12 protein-coding genes are annotated in these 16,647 nt (G+C 71.2%); 3 read left to right on the top strand and 9 right to left on the bottom strand.

What is annotated here, in order from left to right; genetic code table 11:
- Positions 1-101 precede the first annotated feature (101 nt).
- The 5 genes from RM609_RS19765 to RM609_RS19745 form a co-directional block, all read right to left on the bottom strand.
- Positions 102-1,178 carry a glycosyl hydrolase family 18 protein gene (locus tag RM609_RS19765; protein ID WP_311612633.1) on the bottom strand — a complete coding sequence of 359 codons (1,077 nt, stop codon included), beginning with the start codon at positions 1,176-1,178 and terminating at the stop codon, positions 102-104.
- Between the two features lie 153 nt (positions 1,179-1,331).
- Positions 1,332-2,939: a glycerol-3-phosphate dehydrogenase/oxidase gene (locus RM609_RS19760; protein WP_311612631.1), complete on the bottom strand. Its 1,608-nt coding sequence runs from the start codon at positions 2,937-2,939 to the stop codon at positions 1,332-1,334.
- Positions 2,940-2,941: 2 nt separating this feature from the next.
- Positions 2,942-4,477, bottom strand: coding sequence for a glycerol kinase GlpK (gene glpK / locus RM609_RS19755; protein WP_311612629.1), 1,536 nt, complete (start codon positions 4,475-4,477; stop codon positions 2,942-2,944).
- Positions 4,478-4,521: 44 nt separating this feature from the next.
- Complete coding sequence (locus RM609_RS19750; protein ID WP_311612628.1) at positions 4,522-5,304, bottom strand: MIP/aquaporin family protein; 783 nt, start codon at positions 5,302-5,304, stop codon at positions 4,522-4,524.
- Positions 5,305-5,661: 357 nt separating this feature from the next.
- Positions 5,662-6,426 carry an IclR family transcriptional regulator gene (locus RM609_RS19745; protein ID WP_311612627.1) on the bottom strand — a complete coding sequence of 255 codons (765 nt, stop codon included), beginning with the start codon at positions 6,424-6,426 and terminating at the stop codon, positions 5,662-5,664.
- 303 nt (positions 6,427-6,729) lie between these two features.
- Here RM609_RS19745 and metH point away from each other — a divergent pair, with 303 nt between their 5' ends.
- Both metH and RM609_RS19735 read left to right on the top strand, forming a co-directional pair.
- Positions 6,730-10,260, top strand: a complete 3,531-nt coding sequence (metH, locus tag RM609_RS19740) for a methionine synthase (protein ID WP_311612625.1) — start codon at positions 6,730-6,732, stop codon at positions 10,258-10,260.
- Between the two features lie 123 nt (positions 10,261-10,383).
- Positions 10,384-11,508, top strand: a complete 1,125-nt coding sequence (locus tag RM609_RS19735) for an alpha/beta hydrolase family protein (protein WP_311612623.1) — start codon at positions 10,384-10,386, stop codon at positions 11,506-11,508.
- Between the two features lies 1 nt (position 11,509).
- Here the strand turns inward: RM609_RS19735 and RM609_RS19730 are convergent, their stop codons facing one another.
- The 4 genes from RM609_RS19730 to RM609_RS19715 all read right to left on the bottom strand — a co-directional run bounded on the left by RM609_RS19730 (position 11,510) and on the right by RM609_RS19715 (position 15,150).
- Positions 11,510-12,937 carry an FAD-dependent monooxygenase gene (locus tag RM609_RS19730; protein ID WP_311612621.1) on the bottom strand — a complete coding sequence of 476 codons (1,428 nt, stop codon included), beginning with the start codon at positions 12,935-12,937 and terminating at the stop codon, positions 11,510-11,512.
- A 29-nt stretch (positions 12,938-12,966) separates the two neighbouring features.
- Positions 12,967-13,674, bottom strand: a complete 708-nt coding sequence (locus RM609_RS19725; RefSeq protein ID WP_311612620.1) for a VC0807 family protein — start codon at positions 13,672-13,674, stop codon at positions 12,967-12,969.
- Positions 13,671-14,321, bottom strand: a complete 651-nt coding sequence (locus tag RM609_RS19720) for a TetR/AcrR family transcriptional regulator (protein WP_311612619.1) — start codon at positions 14,319-14,321, stop codon at positions 13,671-13,673. The genes RM609_RS19725 and RM609_RS19720 overlap by 4 nt, the downstream gene beginning before the upstream one ends.
- Positions 14,322-14,388: 67 nt before the next feature.
- The gene (locus tag RM609_RS19715; RefSeq protein WP_311612618.1) at positions 14,389-15,150 is read right to left on the bottom strand and encodes an SDR family oxidoreductase; all 762 of its coding nucleotides are present in this window, start codon (positions 15,148-15,150) and stop codon (positions 14,389-14,391) included.
- A 208-nt stretch (positions 15,151-15,358) separates the two neighbouring features.
- On the opposite strand from RM609_RS19715, the gene RM609_RS19710 reads away from it, so the two are divergent.
- Complete coding sequence (locus tag RM609_RS19710; protein WP_311612616.1) at positions 15,359-16,639, top strand: helix-turn-helix domain-containing protein; 1,281 nt, start codon at positions 15,359-15,361, stop codon at positions 16,637-16,639.
- Positions 16,640-16,647 lie beyond the last annotated feature (8 nt).

Below are 16,647 nucleotides of genomic sequence, written 5' to 3'. Positions count from 1 at the left end.
CACCGCCGGTTGCCGTTCCGTGCAGTTGCGTTCGTCTTGCGTGTGCCCCAAGCCTACGACTTCGGCGGCCCCCCTTCGCAGCCCCCAAGGGGGAGGGACTTTCAGCCACGTGCTCCCCATCCGGCCCGGTAGGCGTGCCAGTCGGCGTCGGTGGCCGCGAAGTCCACGTACAGCGCCAGCCCGAAGTTCCGCCGGCGGTGGTCCTCGCGGCCGAGCCCCAGCCGGGCGCCGCGCACTGCGGCCGCGGCGGTCTCGGCCCGGCTCTGATGGCCCAGGTTGTCCGTGTGGTAGAAGGGCACGCCCATCAGCAGGTCCGTGCCGGCCGGGGTGGCCTGGAGGGCGAGCCTGGTCTGCTGGGCGACATAGCCGCCGTAGAGGTTCTCCCAGGGCAGCGCGGTGTCGTAGGACATGACGGCGATCTGGTCGACCCGGCGGGCGACGTTGCCGAAATAGCTCTGTGTCCACCACTTGGGGCTGCCGAACGCGCCCGACGCGGAGTGCATGGAGGGCAGCGGGTCGATCTGCTGGGCGGCGACGGACAGCGGTCCGCCCTCCGAACGCACCGCCGGGCGCAGGGAGTCCAGCAGGGTGAGGAAGTCGCGGTCGCCGGTGCGCACGGGTTCGACGTCCAGGTGGACGCCCTGGAATCCGGCCCGCATCACCTGCCGGGCGCTGGCGACGACGGCGTCGCGTGCGGCCGGCGAGCCCAGCCACAGGCCGCCGCCCTCGCCCTGGCGGACCAGCTTGTTCCCCAGCCACGCCTGGACCCGGACGCCGGGCAGTTCCCGGTGGACGGCGTTCAGCAGCCAGCCTGCGTTGCGGTACGCCGAGGCGGGCAGGGTGCCGTCGTGCTCCAGCGGTCCGGCGTGGACGTACAGGTCGCGGATGCCGGTCCCGGCGACCTTGCGGCGGAGCCCGGCGAGGTCGGCGTCGCCCTTGCGGCCGTCGATCCAGGCGTGGCCGAGCCAGAGGGCGTCCTTGCCCCGGGTGACGGCGTCGTCGGCGGGCGCCCCGGCGTACGAGGCGCGCAGCGCGCTGCCGGCCGCGACGACCGGTACGAGGACGAGCAGGGCCAGCCCCAGCGCCACCCGCACGGCGACGCGGCGCCATCGCGGCCCGCGTCGCGCGGTGGTCTTCTTCGTGGCCGGAACGGCCTGTTCCATCGCTGCCCTGTTCATGGTGTTCGTCCCCCTCTTCCCTCCTGGGGACGTCCGGGGGCGGGCGGCGGTTGCCCGTTTCCGCGCATGCGTCGCGCATACGTACGGAAACGGGGAAACGCGGGAACGGGGAGCGGTGCCGGGCACCGCTCCCCGTTCCGGGGTGTGTTCGCGTCAGCGCTTGTCGCCCAGCATGTCCTTGACCTTGGCGCGGACGTCCTCGTTGTCCAGGCCGCGGATGGTCAGGGTGGTGCGGCGGCGCAGCACGTCGTCGACCGTCTCGGCCCACTCGTGGTCGCGGGCGTAGACGACCTGCGCCCAGATCTCCGGGCCGTCCTCGTGGATCCGCTCGCCGAGCTCGGGGTTCTCGTTGACCAGGCGGGCGATGTCGAAGGACAGCGAGCCGTAGTGGGTGGCGAGGTGACGGGCGGTCAGCGGGTCCATGCGGCTGCCGGGCTCGCGGTCCACGAGCAGGCGGTGGGCGACCGCGTTGGGGTTGGCGACACCCGGCAGCGGGGTGCGGCGGACCAGGCTGGAGACGGGCTCCATGTCCTCGGTCAGCGGGCTGCCCGGGACCTTGGCCAGCTTGGCCATGACCGTACGGCCGATGTGGCGGTAGGTGGTCCACTTGCCGCCGGCGACGGAGAGCATGCCGCCCTTGCCCTCGGAGACGACCGTCTCGCGCTTGGCCTGGGACACGTCGCCCGGGCCGCCGGGCAGCACGCGCAGACCGGCGAAGGCGTACGTCATCAGGTCGCGGTCGAGGTCGGCGTCCTGGATGGAGAACGCGGCCTCGTCGAGGATCTGCTGGATGTCCTCCTCGGTGGCGCGCACGTCCGCCGGGTCGCCCTCGTACTGGGTGTCGGTGGTGCCCAGCAGCAGCTGGTCCTCCCACGGCAGGGCGAAGGTGATGCGGTACTTGTCGATCGGGGTGGCCATGGCGGCCTTCCACGGCGACTTGCGCTTCATCACGATGTGCGCGCCCTTGGAGAGGCGGATCGACGGCGCGGCGCCCTTGTCTTCCAGCTTCCGCAGGTGGTCCACCCACGGGCCGGTGGCGTTGAGGACGACGCGCGCGTCGATGCCGAACTCCGTGCCGTCGACACGGTCCTTGAGCTCCGCGCCGGTCACCTTGCCGTGGGTGAAGCGCAGGCCGGTGACCTCGGCGTGGTTGAGGACGACCGCGCCGGACTCGACGGCCGCGCGGACCGTCATGACGGCGACCCGGGAGTCGTTCATCTGGTGGTCGTAGTAGACCGCCACGGCCTTGAGGTTGTCCGTGCGCAGACCGGGGTTGTCGGCCTTGGCCTTGGCCGGGGTGATGACCTTGCCGACGCCGTCGCCGAAGGCGGACAGCGCCGAGTAGGCGAACACACCGGCGCCGAGCTTGGCCGCGCCCACCGGGCCGCCCTTGTAGACGGGCAGGTAGAAGGTGAGCGGGTTGACCAGGTGCGGGGCCACGTCCTTGGCCAGCACCCGGCGCTCGTGGTGGTTCTCCGCGACGAGCTTGACCGCGCCGGTCTGGAGGTAGCGCAGACCGCCGTGGACGAGCTTGGAGGACGCGGAGGAGGTGGCGCCGGCGAAGTCACCGGCGTCCACCATCGCGACCCGCAGTCCGGACTGCGCGGCGTGCCAGGCCACCGAGGTGCCCAGGATGCCGCCACCGATCACCAGGAGGTCGTATGTCGCCTTGGACAGTCTCTCCCGGGTCTCGGCTCGGCCCGGGTTGGCACCGGCAGCCGGGTGCGTTCCCAGGGTCGGAACGCTCTGCGGGGTTGTCATGATTACTCCTCGTCCTCGATCCAGCCCATGGTCCGCTCGACGGCCTTGAGCCAGCTCTTGTACTCGCGGTCACGCGTGTCCGCGTCCATGCGGGGGGTCCACTCGGCGGCCCGGCGCCAGTTGGCGCGCAGTGCGTCGGTGTCCGGCCAGAAACCGACGGCCAGGCCGGCGGCGTAGGCCGCGCCGAGGCAGGTGGTCTCGGCGACCATCGGGCGCACCACAGGGGCGTCCAGGAAGTCCGAGAGCGTCTGCATCAGCAAGTTGTTGGAGGTCATGCCGCCGTCGACCTTGAGCGCGGTCAGCTCGACGCCGGAGTCCTTGGTCATGGCGTCGGTGATCTCGCGGGTCTGCCAGGCGGTGGCCTCGAGCACGGCGCGGGCGATGTGCGCCTTGGTGACGTAGCGGGTCAGGCCCGCGATGACACCGCGCGCGTCGGAGCGCCAGTAGGGGGCGAACAGGCCGGAGAAGGCCGGCACGAAGTAGGCGCCGCCGTTGTCCTCGACGGAGCTGGCGAGCGTCTCGATCTCGGCCGCGCTCTTGATGAGGCCCATCTGGTCGCGCATCCACTGCACGAGGGAGCCGGTGACGGCGATGGAGCCCTCGAGGGCGTAGACCGGCTTCTGCTCGCCGATGCGGTAGCCGACGGTGGTCAGCAGGCCGTTGTAGGACTGGACGGGCTCGTCACCGGTGTTCATCAGCATGAAGGTGCCGGTGCCGTAGGTGGACTTGGCCTCGCCCTGCTCGAAGCAGGTCTGGCCGAAGAGGGCCGCCTGCTGGTCGCCGAGCGCGGAGGCGACGGGGACGCCGGCGAGGGCGCCGCCCTTGGCGGTGCCGTAGACCTCGGCGGAGGAGCGGATCTCCGGCAGCACGGCGGCCGGGATCTCCATGGAGGCGAGGATGCGCTCGTCCCACTCCAGCTTGCGGAGGTTCATCAGCATGGTGCGGGAGGCGTTGGTGACGTCCGTGACGTGGACACCGCCCTCGGCACCGCCGGTGAGGTTCCAGATGACCCAGGAGTCCATGGTGCCGAAGAGGATCTCGCCGCGCTCGGCGCGCTCGCGCAGGCCCTCGACGTTGTCCAGCAGCCAGCGGACCTTGGGGCCGGAGAAGTAGGAGGCCAGCGGGAGGCCCGTCTCACGGCGGAAGCGGTCCTGGCCGACGTTGCGGCCGAGCTCCTTGCAGAGGGCGTCGGTGCGGGTGTCCTGCCAGACGATGGCGTTGTAGACCGGCTCACCGGTGTTCTTGTCCCACAGCAGCGTGGTCTCACGCTGGTTGGTGATGCCGATGGCCTTGACGTCGGCGGCGGTGATGCCCGCCTTCTCGACGGCGCCCGCGACGACCTCCTGGACGTTGGTCCAGATCTCCTTGGCGTCGTGCTCGACCCAGCCCGGCTTGGGGAAGATCTGCTCGTGCTCCTTCTGGTCGACGGAGACGATGCGTCCGTCGCGGTCGAAGACGATGCAGCGGGACGAGGTGGTGCCCTGGTCGATCGCGGCGATGAAGGGACCCTGGGCGTGGGTGCCGGTGGTCTCGGTCATTGGGGGTGTGCTCCTGAAGTCGGAAGGGTCTCGGCGAGTGCTGCTCAGAACGCGATCTTGTGGATGCCCGCGGCGAGGGCGGCGCCGATGATCGGGCCGACCACCGGGACCCAGGCGTAGCTCCAGTCCGAGCCGCCCTTGTTGGGCAGCGGGAGCAGCGCGTGCACGATGCGCGGGCCGAGGTCGCGGGCGGGGTTGATGGCGTAGCCGGTCGGGCCACCGAGCGAGAGACCGATGCCGACGACGACCAGGGCCACCATCAGGGTGCCCGTGCCGCTGACGGCCAGGCCCTTGGTCAGGCCCATGGTCAGGATGAACAGCACCAGCACCATCGTGGCGATGATCTCGGTCAGCAGGTTCTGCACCGCGTTGCGGACCTCGGGACCGGTGGAGAAGATGCCCAGCACCGGGCCGGCCTGCGGCTCGGCGGTCTGGTCGACCATGCCCTCGTGGGGGTTGAGGGACTTGACGATCTCCGGGTCGGTCAGGTGCGCCTGGAACTGGCCGTAGTAGGCGAGCCACACCAGCGTGGCACCGGTCATCGCGCCCAGCAGCTGGGAGCCGATGTACAGCGGTACGTCGCTCCAGTCGACCGCGCCGTCGAAGGCGAGGCCGAGGGTGACGGCCGGGTTGAGGTGCGCACCGGACTTGGCGCCGATGTAGGCGCCGGCCAGTACGGCGAAGCCCCAGCCGAACGTGATGGCCAGCCAGCCGGCGTTCTGCGCCTTGGAACGCTTCAGAGTGACGGCGGCGCATACGCCGCCGCCGAGCAGAATCAGCACTGCGGTACCGATGAACTCACCGGTGAAGATGTCGGAGCTGGACACCCGCGACTCCTTTGTCCTTCGTCCAGGGGAAGACGAACCGCGGGTTTCCGGCGGTCCGAGCCCTCCGTGAGGGCGGCGATCGGTCCCATGGCACTGCACACCATAGCGAATATTGTCGGTAGGTGTTCGACAATGCCGACCGATGCACGGCAGTTTTCTGCACGGTTAAGGGCACGTCAAGGGTTCTGTGACCGGAAACTCTCGGCCAACTGGCCGTAAATTTACGTTCGGATACCGACCGGTAACGACCCGGTCTCAGCGGCTCCGAAGAGCCGCTTCCCAAACGCTTTTGCGAACCGGACGGACCGTTTTCCCAGGGCCGCGAACGCGGGTGCGGCCCTTTCGGAAAAGCGATCCTCAGAAGCGGCCGGCGCCGAGATCGCGGGAGACGGCGCGGGCGCAGTCGCGCACCGCCGCGACCAGCCGGGCCTGGAGCTCGCCCGCCTCGCAGACGCGCTCGACGGCGCCCATGATGCCCACCGCGCCGACCGGCATCCGGCGCCGGTCGTGGATGGGGGCCGCGAGCGAGGCCACGCCCGCCCAGGTCTCCTCGACGTCCGACGCCCAGCCGCGCGCCCGGGTCAGGTCCAGCACGCCCTCCAGATCGGGCATGGCCGTCACCGTCCGCGGGGTGAACGCCTGGCGCTCGGCGTCGGCGACCTCGGCGTGCGCCACCGGGTCGTAGGCGCACAGCACCTTGCCCAGCGCCGTGCTGTGCAGCGGCTGCATCGCGCCGACCTCCAGTACCTGGCGGCTGTCGTCGGGCCGGAAGACATGGTGGATGATCAGGACGCCCTGCTGGTGGAGCACGCCGAGATAGACGCTCTCGCCGCTGGAGCGGGCCAGGTCGTCCGCCCAGACCAGGGCGCGGGCCCGCAGTTCGTGGACGTCCAGGTAGCTGTTGCCCAGCCGCAGCAGCTCGGCGCCGAGCTGGTAGCGCCCCGAGGCGGGGTCCTGCTCGACGAACCCCTCCTGCTGGAGGGTGCGCAGGATGCCGTGGGCGGTGCCCTTCGCCAGGCCCAGCGCGGAGGCCACGTCGGACAGGCCGAGCCGTCGCTCACCGCCCGCGAGCAACCGCAGCATCGCCGCCGCCCGCTCCAGTGACTGGATGGTCCGTGCCATCGAGCACCCTCCTTACACACCCGCGCCGCCCGGCTGTATCCGTTTGTATCCGTTCGGCAATGCTGAACACTATCGGCCGATGCCGACCAGGGGATACCCGACAGCAGGCCAGACCATGATCACCGAAAGGGCTCGTACGGCCGAATCCGGCCGCAGGACCCGGATCGGGCCGCCGGTCCACCGGATGGTCCAGACCGTGGACGCCCCTCGGCCTCCCGGCCCCCCGACGGCTACGCTTGCGGCGTGCGCCCTCTTCAGCGAGGGCGCAAAGCCGACAGCCGTCGCACACCCGGGAGCACATCCATGGCCTCGCTTACGCCATCGACCGTCCGTTCCGCCCGAATCGCGCAACTGCGCGAGGCCCTCGCCACCCGCGTGGTGGTGGCCGACGGGGCGATGGGAACGATGCTCCAGGCGCAGGACCCCAGCCTCGAGGACTTCCAGCAGCTCGAAGGCTGCAACGAGATCCTCAACGTCACCCGACCGGACATCGTGCGCTCGGTGCACGAGGCGTACTTCGCCGTCGGCGTGGACTGCGTGGAGACCAACACCTTCGGCGCCAACCACACGGCCATGGCCGAGTACGACGTCGCGGACCGCGTCCACGAACTGTCCGAGGCCGGCGCCCGCATCGCCCGCGAGGTGGCGGACGGGTTCGCCGCCGACGACGGCCGGCCGCGCTGGGTACTGGGCTCGATCGGCCCCGGCACCAAGCTGCCCACCCTCGGCCACATCGGCTACACCACGCTCCGCGACGGCTTCCAGGCCAACGCGGAGGGCCTGCTCGCCGGCGGCGCCGACGCCCTGATCGTCGAGACCACCCAGGACCTGCTGCAGACGAAGGCCTCGGTCCTGGGCGCCCGGCGCGCCATGGCGGCCACCGGCCTCGACGTGCCGCTGCTGTGCTCGATGGCCTTCGAGACGACCGGCACCATGCTCCTCGGCTCCGAGATCGGCGCCGCGCTGACCGCGCTGGAGCCGCTCGGCATCGACATGATCGGCCTGAACTGCTCGACCGGCCCCGCCGAGATGAGCGAGCACCTGCGCTATCTCACCCGCCACTCCCGCATCCCGCTGCTGTGCATGCCGAACGCGGGCCTGCCGATCCTCACCAAGGACGGCGCCCACTTCCCGCTCGGCCCGGAGGGCCTGGCCGACGCCCAGGAGAACTTCGTCCGCGACTACGGCCTGTCGCTCGTCGGCGGCTGCTGCGGCACCACCCCCGAGCACCTGCGCCAGGTCGTCGAACGCGTCCGCGGTGTCACGCCTCCCGAGCGCAGCCCCCGGCCCGAGCCCGGTGCCGCGTCCCTCTACCAGACGGTCCCCTTCCGTCAGGACACCTCGTACCTGGCCATCGGCGAGCGCACCAACGCCAACGGCTCCAAGAAGTTCCGCGAGGCCATGCTGGACGGCCGCTGGGACGACTGCGTGGAGATGGCCCGCGAGCAGATCCGCGAGGGCGCGCACATGCTCGACCTGTGCGTGGACTACGTCGGCCGCGACGGCGTCGCCGACATGATGGAGCTGGCCGGCCGCTTCGCCACCGCCTCCACCCTGCCGGTCGTGCTGGACTCCACCGAGGTCGACGTCATCGAGGCGGGCCTGGAGAAGCTCGGCGGCCGCGCGGTGATCAACTCCGTCAACTACGAGGACGGCGACGGCCCCGAGTCCCGCTTCGCCAAGGTCACCCGGCTCGCACGGGACCACGGAGCCGCCCTCATCGCGCTCACCATCGACGAGGAGGGCCAGGCCCGGACCGTCGAGAAGAAGGTCGAGATCGCCCAGCGGCTCATCGCCGACCTCACCGGCAACTGGGGCATCCTCGAGGACGACATCCTCATCGACTGCCTGACCTTCACCATCTGCACCGGCCAGGAGGAGTCCCGCAAGGACGGCATCGCCACCATCGAGGCCATCCGCGAGCTCAAGCGCCGCCACCCGGCCGTACAAACCACGCTCGGCCTGTCGAACATCTCCTTCGGCCTCAACCCGGCCGCCCGCATCCTGCTCAACTCCGTCTTCCTGGACGAGTGCGTGAAGGCGGGCCTGGACTCGGCGATCGTCCACGCGAGCAAGATCCTGCCCATCGCCCGCTTCGACGACGAGCAGGTCACCACCGCCCTCGACCTGATTTACGACCGGCGCGCCGAGGGCTACGACCCGCTGCAGAAGCTGATGGCGCTGTTCGAGGGCGCCACCGCCAAGTCCCTCAAGGCGGGCAAGGCCGAGGAGCTGGCCGCCCTGCCACTGGAGGAGCGGCTCCAGCGGCGCATCATCGACGGCGAGAAGAACGGCCTGGAGGCCGACCTCGACGAGGCCCTGGGGACCCGCAACGCCCTCGACATCGTCAACGAGACGCTGCTGGCCGGCATGAAGGTCGTCGGCGAGCTCTTCGGCTCCGGCCAGATGCAGCTGCCGTTCGTACTCCAGTCGGCCGAGGTGATGAAGGCGGCGGTGGCCCACCTCGAACCGCACATGGAGAAGTCCGACTCCGAGGGCAAGGGCACGATCGTCCTGGCCACGGTGCGCGGCGACGTCCACGACATCGGCAAGAACCTCGTCGACATCATCCTGTCCAACAACGGCTACAACGTCGTCAACCTGGGCATCAAGCAGCCGGTCTCGGCCATCGTCGAGGCCGCCGAGGAGCACCGCGCCGACGTCATCGGCATGTCCGGCCTGCTGGTGAAATCCACCGTGATCATGAAGGAGAACCTGGAGGAGCTCAACCAGCGCAAGCTGGCGGCCAGCTACCCGGTGATCCTCGGCGGGGCCGCGCTCACCCGCGCGTACGTCGAGCAGGACCTCCACGAGATCTACGAGGGCGAGGTCCGCTACGCCCGGGACGCCTTCGAGGGCCTGCGCCTGATGGACGCGCTCATCGCCGTCAAGCGCGGGGTGCCGGGCGCGACGCTGCCGGATCTCAAGCAGCGGCGCGTACCGAAGCGGACTGTGACATCAGCGGCTGGCGCCGCGGGGGCCGTGGCGGAGGTGAAGGAGCCCGAGGGCACCGTCCGCTCGGACGTGGCGGTGGACAACCGCATCCCCGAGCCGCCGTTCTGGGGCACGCGCGTCATCAAGGGCATCCCGCTGAAGGACTACGCGTCCTGGCTGGACGAGGGCGCGCTCTTCAAGGGCCAGTGGGGCCTGAAGCAGGCCCGCACGGGCGGCCCGACCTACGAGGAGCTGGTGGAGACCGAGGGCCGCCCCCGGCTGCGCGGCTGGCTGGACAAGCTCCACACGGAGAACCTGCTGGAGGCGGCCGTCGTCCACGGCTACTTCCCGTGCGTGAGCAAGGGCGACGACCTCATCCTCCTCCACGAGGACGGCACCGAGCGCACCCGCTTCACCTTCCCGCGCCAGCGCCGCGGCCGGCGCCTGTGCCTGGCGGACTACTTCCGCCCGGAGGAGAGCGGCGAGCGGGACGTGGTCGGCCTCCAGGTCGTCACGGTCGGTTCGCGGATCGGCGAGGCGACGGCGGAGCTCTTCGCGTCGGACTCCTACCGCGACTACCTGGAGCTCCACGGTCTGTCGGTGCAGCTGGCGGAGGCCCTGGCCGAGTACTGGCACGCGCGCGTCCGGGCGGAGCTGGGCTTCGGGGGCGAGGACCCGGACGACGTGGAGGGCATGTTCGACCTGAAGTACCGGGGCGCCCGCTTCTCCCTGGGCTACGGGGCGTGCCCCGACCTGGAGGACCGCGCGAAGATCGCGGCCCTGCTGGAGCCGGAGCGGATCGGGGTGCACCTGTCGGAGGAGTTCCAGCTGCACCCGGAGCAGTCGACGGACGCGATCGTCATCCACCACCCGGAGGCGAAGTACTTCAACGCGCGGTAGCGCGGTGGAGGGGCCGGGGGTCCGGGGGTTGCCCCCGGGTGAGCACAGCAACGCGCGGTAGGGGGAGCCTCTCAGACCTGGGGAGGACGCCGGGAGCGGCCGCACCTGCCTAACGTGACGATCATGTCGATGATCACTACACGCAGGTCGCTCCTGGCGGCCGCGCTGCTCACCGCCGTCGCCGTACCGCAGATACCGTCCGCCGCCGTCGCGGCGTCCCGTCCCGCCTCCGCCCCCGCCGGCGAGGTCCCCGCACCGGCGACGCGCGCGCCGATCGGTACGAAGACGCTTCACCTGGTGGACGCTTCGCGCCCCGACCCGTGGAATCCGGCCGCGGGTCACCGTGAGCTCATGGTGTCGCTGTGGTACCCGGCGCTGCCTTCTGCCGGGCCCAAGGCCCCCTACGTTTCGAAGGAGTTGTCGAAGAAGGTCCTCGGCAGCGAGGCCGCCGCCGCTGTACGGACCCATGCGACCCTCAACGCGCCGCTCGCCCCGAAGGCGCGGCCGCTCGTCGTGCTGTCCCCCGGCTTCGGAATGAGCCGCTTCACACTCACCGCGCTGGGCGAGGACTTGGCCTCGCGCGGGTACGCCGTGGCCGCGGTCGACCACACGTACGAGGCCCCGGTGCAGTTCCCCGACGGCCGTATCGAGGACTGCCTGCTGTGCGGGAAGCCGGACGCGGGTGCCGTGATATCCAACCGCGCCAAGGACATCTCCTTCGTCCTCGACCGTCTGACGGCCCCCGGCAGCCCGCTGCGCGTCGACCGTGACCGCATCGGCGTGGCCGGTCACTCGATCGGCGGGGCGAGCGCCGTGGAGGTCGCGCGCACCGACCGGCGGGTGAAGGCCGCGGTGAACATGGACGGCAACTTCTTCACCGAGCCGTCCACCGACCTGAAGCGCCCGGTCCTGCTGCTGGGCGCCCAGCGGGCCGGCGACACGGAGAACCGGGACGACTGGGAGCGGACCTGGCGGCACCTGACCGGCTGGAAGCGCTGGCTCGACGTCGGCCAGGGCGGCCACCTCACCTTCACGGACGCCCCTTGGCTGGTGGAGCGCTTCGGCATGCCGTCGACCGTCCCGCCGGAGGCCGTTCCCGGTTCCTTCGGCACCCTGAAGGCGGACCGGTCGACGGCCCTCACGCGGGCGTACATGAACGCCTTCTTCGACCGTCACCTGCGCGGCATGCCGAGCCCGCTGCTGGAGCGGCCGTCGGCGGCCTACCCCGAGGTGTCGTTCCTCAAGTAGCTCACTCCCCCGGGCCGAACCAGCGGGTGAGCGCCGCGCGGAGCGATTCGCCGCCGTCGCCGCCCGCCGGGCCCGCCCAGCACACGTGCCCGTCCGGCCGGACCAGCGCCGCCTCGGCGCCGTCGACTCCCTCGGGCGCCGGCCCCGCGTCGACGCGCCCGGCCCACCCCCGCGCCGTCCCGCCGTCGGGCCCGAGCAGGGCACCTCGCCCCGCCGCCAGACGGACGGGCAGCCGCGCGCCCAGCAGCGGGTGCCCGGGCGCGTCCGGCATGTCGTAGCGGATGTCGATGCCGGAGATCATTCCGGCGATCCGCCGGTTCGCCTCGGGCATCGCGAGGACGTCGCCGAGGATGCCGCGCAGGGCGCGCACGTCGTCGTCCGGCATCATCAGGACGCCCTGGGCCCGGGTGTTCGCCAGGACGCCCGCGCCCACGGGGTGCCGTTCGGAGTGGTAGGTGTCCAGGAGCCGTTCGGGCATCCGGCCCTGGACGACCGCGGCGAGCTTCCAGCCGAGGTTGAAGGCGTCCTGCACGCCCAGGTTCATGCCCTGGCCGCCCGCCGGGAGGTGGACGTGCGCGGCGTCGCCGGCCAGCATGACCCGGCCGGTGACATAGCGCTCGGCCTGCCGGGCGGCGTCGGTGAACCGCGACGCCCAGCGCACCTCGAGGAGTTGGGGCCGGAAGCGCTTCGCGGTCGCCAGCGCCGCCCGGACCTCGTCGTCGGGGACCGGGTCGTCCCGGTCGTGCTTCTGCTGCTCCGGGCCCGCGAAGAGGAAGCGGTGGACGCCGTCGCCGAGCGGGATCAGGAACACGTCGTCGTCGTGCTCGTCGGGGTTCGGCAGCCTCCAGTCGGTGGGGAGCGCGCTGTCCTCGGCGAGCACCACGTCGGCGACGACCAGGGAGTAGCGGCCGTCCCGGCCGGGGAAGCCCACGCCGAGCTCCTTGCGGACCCGGCTGCGGCCGCCGTCCGCGCCGACGAGGTACGCGGCGCGCAGCCGCCGCTCGCTCCCGTCCGGCCCGGTGACGGTCGCGGTGACGCCGTCGGCGTCCTGGGTGAACCCGGCGAGCTCGTGGCCGCGCAGTACGGGGATGCCGTACGTGGCGAGGTGCGCTTCCAGGAACTCCTCGACCCGGGCCTGCGGGATGCCCACCTGGTACGGGAAGGCGGTGCCCAGAGTCGTGTAGTCCAGGGGCATCCCGGCGAAGTGGCCGCCGGGCAGGGTGGTGACGGCCCGGTCGAGGACGGGGTCCAGCCAGCCGCGCATGTCCAGCATCTCGGCGGTCCTGGGCTGGAGGTTGAGCGCCTTGGACTGTCCGGTGCGCTCGGGCAGCCGTTCCAGGACGACGGCGCGGACGCCGGCGAGGCCCAGTTCGTTGGCGACGGTCAGACCGGTGGGCCCGGCGCCGACGACGATGACGTCCGTATCCATGTTCTTCTCCCCCGTATTCACGTTTCCCCCTAGGCCTTCAGCCCGTGCCGGGTGATGTACCGGTTGTGGAAGACGAGCAGCCCGGCCAGGACCACCAGCCACTGGACGGTGCTCAGCGTCGGCACCAGGTCGACCGGCGCGGTGAGGGCCAGCACGACGCGGACCCCCGCGTCCAGGGTGAGCACGGCCCCCCAGACGGCGGTGAGCACCCGGATGGCGCGGCGGAAGGCGGGCTCCGTCCCCCAGCGGGCCTCCCACTCGCGCCAACCGGCCTCGCCGACCTTCGCCGCCACGATCGTCTGGGCCATCGTCATCATGAACGGCCGCCGGGTCAGGAGCGTTCCGAGCACCCAGAACCCGGCGAGGGCGGCGAGCCAGCTGTCCCGGACGAGCAGCGTGCGCGGATCGCCGGTCACCACCGACATCAGCGCGCCGACGGCCATCAGCGTCAGCGTGAAGACCGCCATGACCTCCACCCGGCGGCGCTTGACCATCCCGTGCACGAGCCACGGCGCGGCCAGGATGCTGCCGATCGCCAGCGCCGCCCACTGGCTCACGCCGGCGGCGCGCAGCCCGTAGTAGCCGCCGAGGGGCAGGGCGAGCTCGAAGACGAGCTGGAGGACGATGAGTTTGCGGAGGGCGGCGGTCTTCTGCGCCTGCGTCCGCGTCTCCGTCGCCTCCGACGTCCCAGACGTCCCCTCGACGGACCGGCCTATCTGCTCCTGTGTTCCCATCATTCCCCCCGTTTGTCATTCCTTGTGGCGCGCTCGAACAGGTCGGCGAGCTCACGGCCGCAGGCGACGGCGTCGAAGTCCGGGTCCTTGGCGGCGCGGCTCACCACACCATCGATGGCCCCGCGAATCGCGAGGGCCATCACGCGCGGGTCGAACTCCCCGAATTCGCCGGTCTTCTGGGCCTCATGGATCAAGTGGGTGTGCGTGTCCACGAGCGAGTCCATCGCGGCACAGAACTCCCGCATCGTGGAATCCTCGCCCCGGACGTTCCCCAGCACCTCGACCACGGCGGGGAGATGCTTCGGGAACTCGCCGAGGAGCTCGATGTTCGACTCGATGAAGGCGCGGAGCCGCCCGGCGGCCGTCGTCTGCGCCTCGATCCTCGGGACCATGTACCCGTCCGCCACCCGGAACACCTCGGCGACGACCTCCCGCATGAGGTCGTCCTTGCCGGCGAAGTGGTACGAGATCATCCCCGTGCTGCTCAGCCCCGCCCGCTTGGCGATCCGGGTGAACGTCGCCTTGGCGTAGCCCACTTCGGCGATGACCTCGATGGCGGCCTCCACGATCTGGGCCCGCCGGGCCGCCTCGGTGAACGTCCGGGACGCACCCTCCGTCTCCTGCTTGGCCGCACTGTTTCTTGCTCGCATGAGCAAAAGGTAGCGCGTGTTTGCTCAACCAAGCAAGAGTTGGCTTGCGTATCAGGTCGGCATCGGGTCAACTGGCCGTCCCGACCAGCCCTCCGTTGACGAAGAGGGTCTGCGCCGTCACCCATTTGGCCTCGGGCGAGACCAGGAACCGGACGACGGGTACGACGTCGTCGGGGTCGCCGATGTCGCCGTTGACGCTCATGCTCTTCAGCCAGGCGATGTTCTCGTCGGTCTCCGCCGGATAGAAGAAACTGGTCTTGAGCGGCCCGGGCGCCACGCAGTTGACGGTGATCCCGCGCCCGCCGATCTCCTTCGCGAGCGACTTGGTGTAGTGCTCGACGGGGCTCTTGCTGCCGGCGTAGCCGCCGTAGGTGGGGGCGGTGACGCCGACGATCGTCGTGATGAGGTTGAGGACGCGGCCGTGGTCGGCCATCTTCGTGGCCGCCTCCTTCATCAGGAAGAACGGGATCTTCGCGTTGATCGCGAACATCCGCTCCCACTCGTCCTCGGTGAACTCCGCGATGGGCTTGCGGACGATCATCCCGGCGGTGTTGACGAGGATGTCCCACTGCCCGAACGTGTCGATCGTCGCGTCGACGAGCCCCGTCACCTCCTCGACCCGGGTGAGATCCCCCTGCCGGGTGGCCGCCTTCACCCCGTGCCCGGTGAGCTTCCGGGCCACGTCCTCGGCCTGGTCCCGTTTGGAGTCGCTGTTGTAGTGCACCATGACGTTGGCGCCGTCCTCGGCGAGCGCGGCGGCGAACCGCGCCCCGAGATTCGCGGACCCACCGGTCACGATGGCGGTCTTGCCGTCCAGGACACGGGGCATGAGGCTCTCCTCGCGAGCACGATCACGGGCCCCCTGATGCCCATTCTTGGACAGGTCGCCGCACGGCGCACGATTTCACCCGGCCTCCGGCCGGGGGCCGCCGCCCGTGGCGCGTCTCCCCCGTGCCGGGCGGGTGCGGTTCCCACTCTCCGTCCCCGTAGAGGATCCGCAGCGGAACGCTCATCCGGCTCTTCCCCATACTCTGCTCATGACGAACCGTTCGGAGAGGGGCGGGACCGTGCCATCTGATGCCAGAGACGCGCCGTACACCGATCCGCTGGCCTTCGGCCAGCGGCTGCAACTGCTCCGCACCCGCAGAGGAATGACCCGGACGGTGCTCGCCGGGCTGCTCGGCAGGTCGCCCTCGTGGGTGAAGGCCGTCGAGTGCGGGCGGCTCAAAACGCCGAGGCTCGACGCGATCCTGCGCATCGCCGAAGTGCTGCGCGTGCGCGAGCTCTCCGAGCTCACCGGCGATCAGGGCACACGCGTGGACCTCTTCGTCGGGCCCGGCCACGCGCGGCTGCCCGCCGTACGGGACGCCGTCAACGCCTTCCCGTGCGACACGGCCGAACAGGCTCCCCCGACGGCGGAGCTGCGGTCACGGCTGTCCGGTGCGTGGCGGGCACGTCACTCCTCGCCCAACCACCGCGATGTCGTCGGCGCGCTGCTGCCCGGCCTGATCCGCGATGCCCAGCTCGCCGTCCGCCAGGCCGACCGGGCCGCCGACCGGCGGGCGGCGCAGTCGGCGCTCGCCGAGGTGTACGGCCTCGGCCAGTTCTTCCTGGCCTACCAGCCCGACGCCGCTCTCCTCTGGCGCGTCGCCGAACGCACCATGGTCGCCGCGCAGGAGTCCGAGGACCCGCATGTCATCGGTGTCGCGGCGTGGCTGGCGGCGCAGGCGCACCGCGACTCCGGTCCCGCGCACTTCGACGCCGCCGACACCGTCACCATAGAGACGCTGCGCTTCCTGGAGACCCTGCTGCCCGACGCCCCGGACGACGTCCTCGCCATCACCGGCGCCCTGCGCTTCGAGGCCGGCCACACCGCCGCCCGGCGCGGCGACAGCGGAACGGCGTGGCGCCACTGGGACACCGCCCGTGCCGTGGCCGACCGTCTCCCCTCCGGCTACTACCACCCGGTCACGTCCTTCTCCCGCGCCGTCATGGGCGCGCACGCCGTGACCGTGGCGGTCGAGCTCCACGCGGGCGGCGAGTCCGTACGGCAGGCGGCGGCCGCGGACGCCGTGGCCATCCCCTCACGGCCCCGGCGGGCCCGGCACCGGATCGAGGAGGCCCGCGGCTACCGGCTCGACGGGCAGTACGAGGCCGCGCTCGCCACGCTGGACAAGGCGTTCGAGACCGCGCCGGAGACCATCCGCTACAACGGCCACGCCCGGACGATCGTCCTCGAACAGTCCGAGTCGAAGAGCCCCGCCCGCCGCAAGCGAGCGGCGCGACTGGCCGTGAAGATCGGTTTGCTGGCCGCTTAGCCGCACGC

This window comes from Streptomyces hesseae (assembly GCF_031845785.1).
In the GTDB taxonomy this organism is placed as follows: domain Bacteria; phylum Actinomycetota; class Actinomycetes; order Streptomycetales; family Streptomycetaceae; genus Streptomyces; species Streptomyces hesseae.
Note: the sequence above shows the minus strand (reverse complement) of the source record. Positions and strands in the feature narration are given on the sequence as shown.

Excerpts from the sequence above, each read along its gene's own strand:
- RM609_RS19765 (WP_311612633.1), bottom strand. The coding sequence starts at position 1,178 with ATGAACAGGGCAGCGATGGAACAGGCCGTTCCGGCCACGAAGAAGACC.
- RM609_RS19760 (WP_311612631.1), bottom strand. The coding sequence starts at position 2,939 with ATGACAACCCCGCAGAGCGTTCCGACCCTGGGAACGCACCCGGCTGCC.
- glpK (WP_311612629.1), bottom strand. The coding sequence starts at position 4,477 with ATGACCGAGACCACCGGCACCCACGCCCAGGGTCCCTTCATCGCCGCG.
- RM609_RS19745 (WP_311612627.1), bottom strand. The coding sequence starts at position 6,426 with ATGGCACGGACCATCCAGTCACTGGAGCGGGCGGCGGCGATGCTGCGG.
- metH (WP_311612625.1), top strand. The coding sequence starts at position 6,730 with ATGGCCTCGCTTACGCCATCGACCGTCCGTTCCGCCCGAATCGCGCAA.
- RM609_RS19735 (WP_311612623.1), top strand. The coding sequence starts at position 10,384 with ATGTCGATGATCACTACACGCAGGTCGCTCCTGGCGGCCGCGCTGCTC.
- RM609_RS19730 (WP_311612621.1), bottom strand. The coding sequence starts at position 12,937 with ATGGATACGGACGTCATCGTCGTCGGCGCCGGGCCCACCGGTCTGACC.
- RM609_RS19725 (WP_311612620.1), bottom strand. The coding sequence starts at position 13,674 with ATGATGGGAACACAGGAGCAGATAGGCCGGTCCGTCGAGGGGACGTCT.
- RM609_RS19720 (WP_311612619.1), bottom strand. The coding sequence starts at position 14,321 with ATGCGAGCAAGAAACAGTGCGGCCAAGCAGGAGACGGAGGGTGCGTCC.
- RM609_RS19715 (WP_311612618.1), bottom strand. The coding sequence starts at position 15,150 with ATGCCCCGTGTCCTGGACGGCAAGACCGCCATCGTGACCGGTGGGTCC.
- RM609_RS19710 (WP_311612616.1), top strand. The coding sequence starts at position 15,359 with ATGACGAACCGTTCGGAGAGGGGCGGGACCGTGCCATCTGATGCCAGA.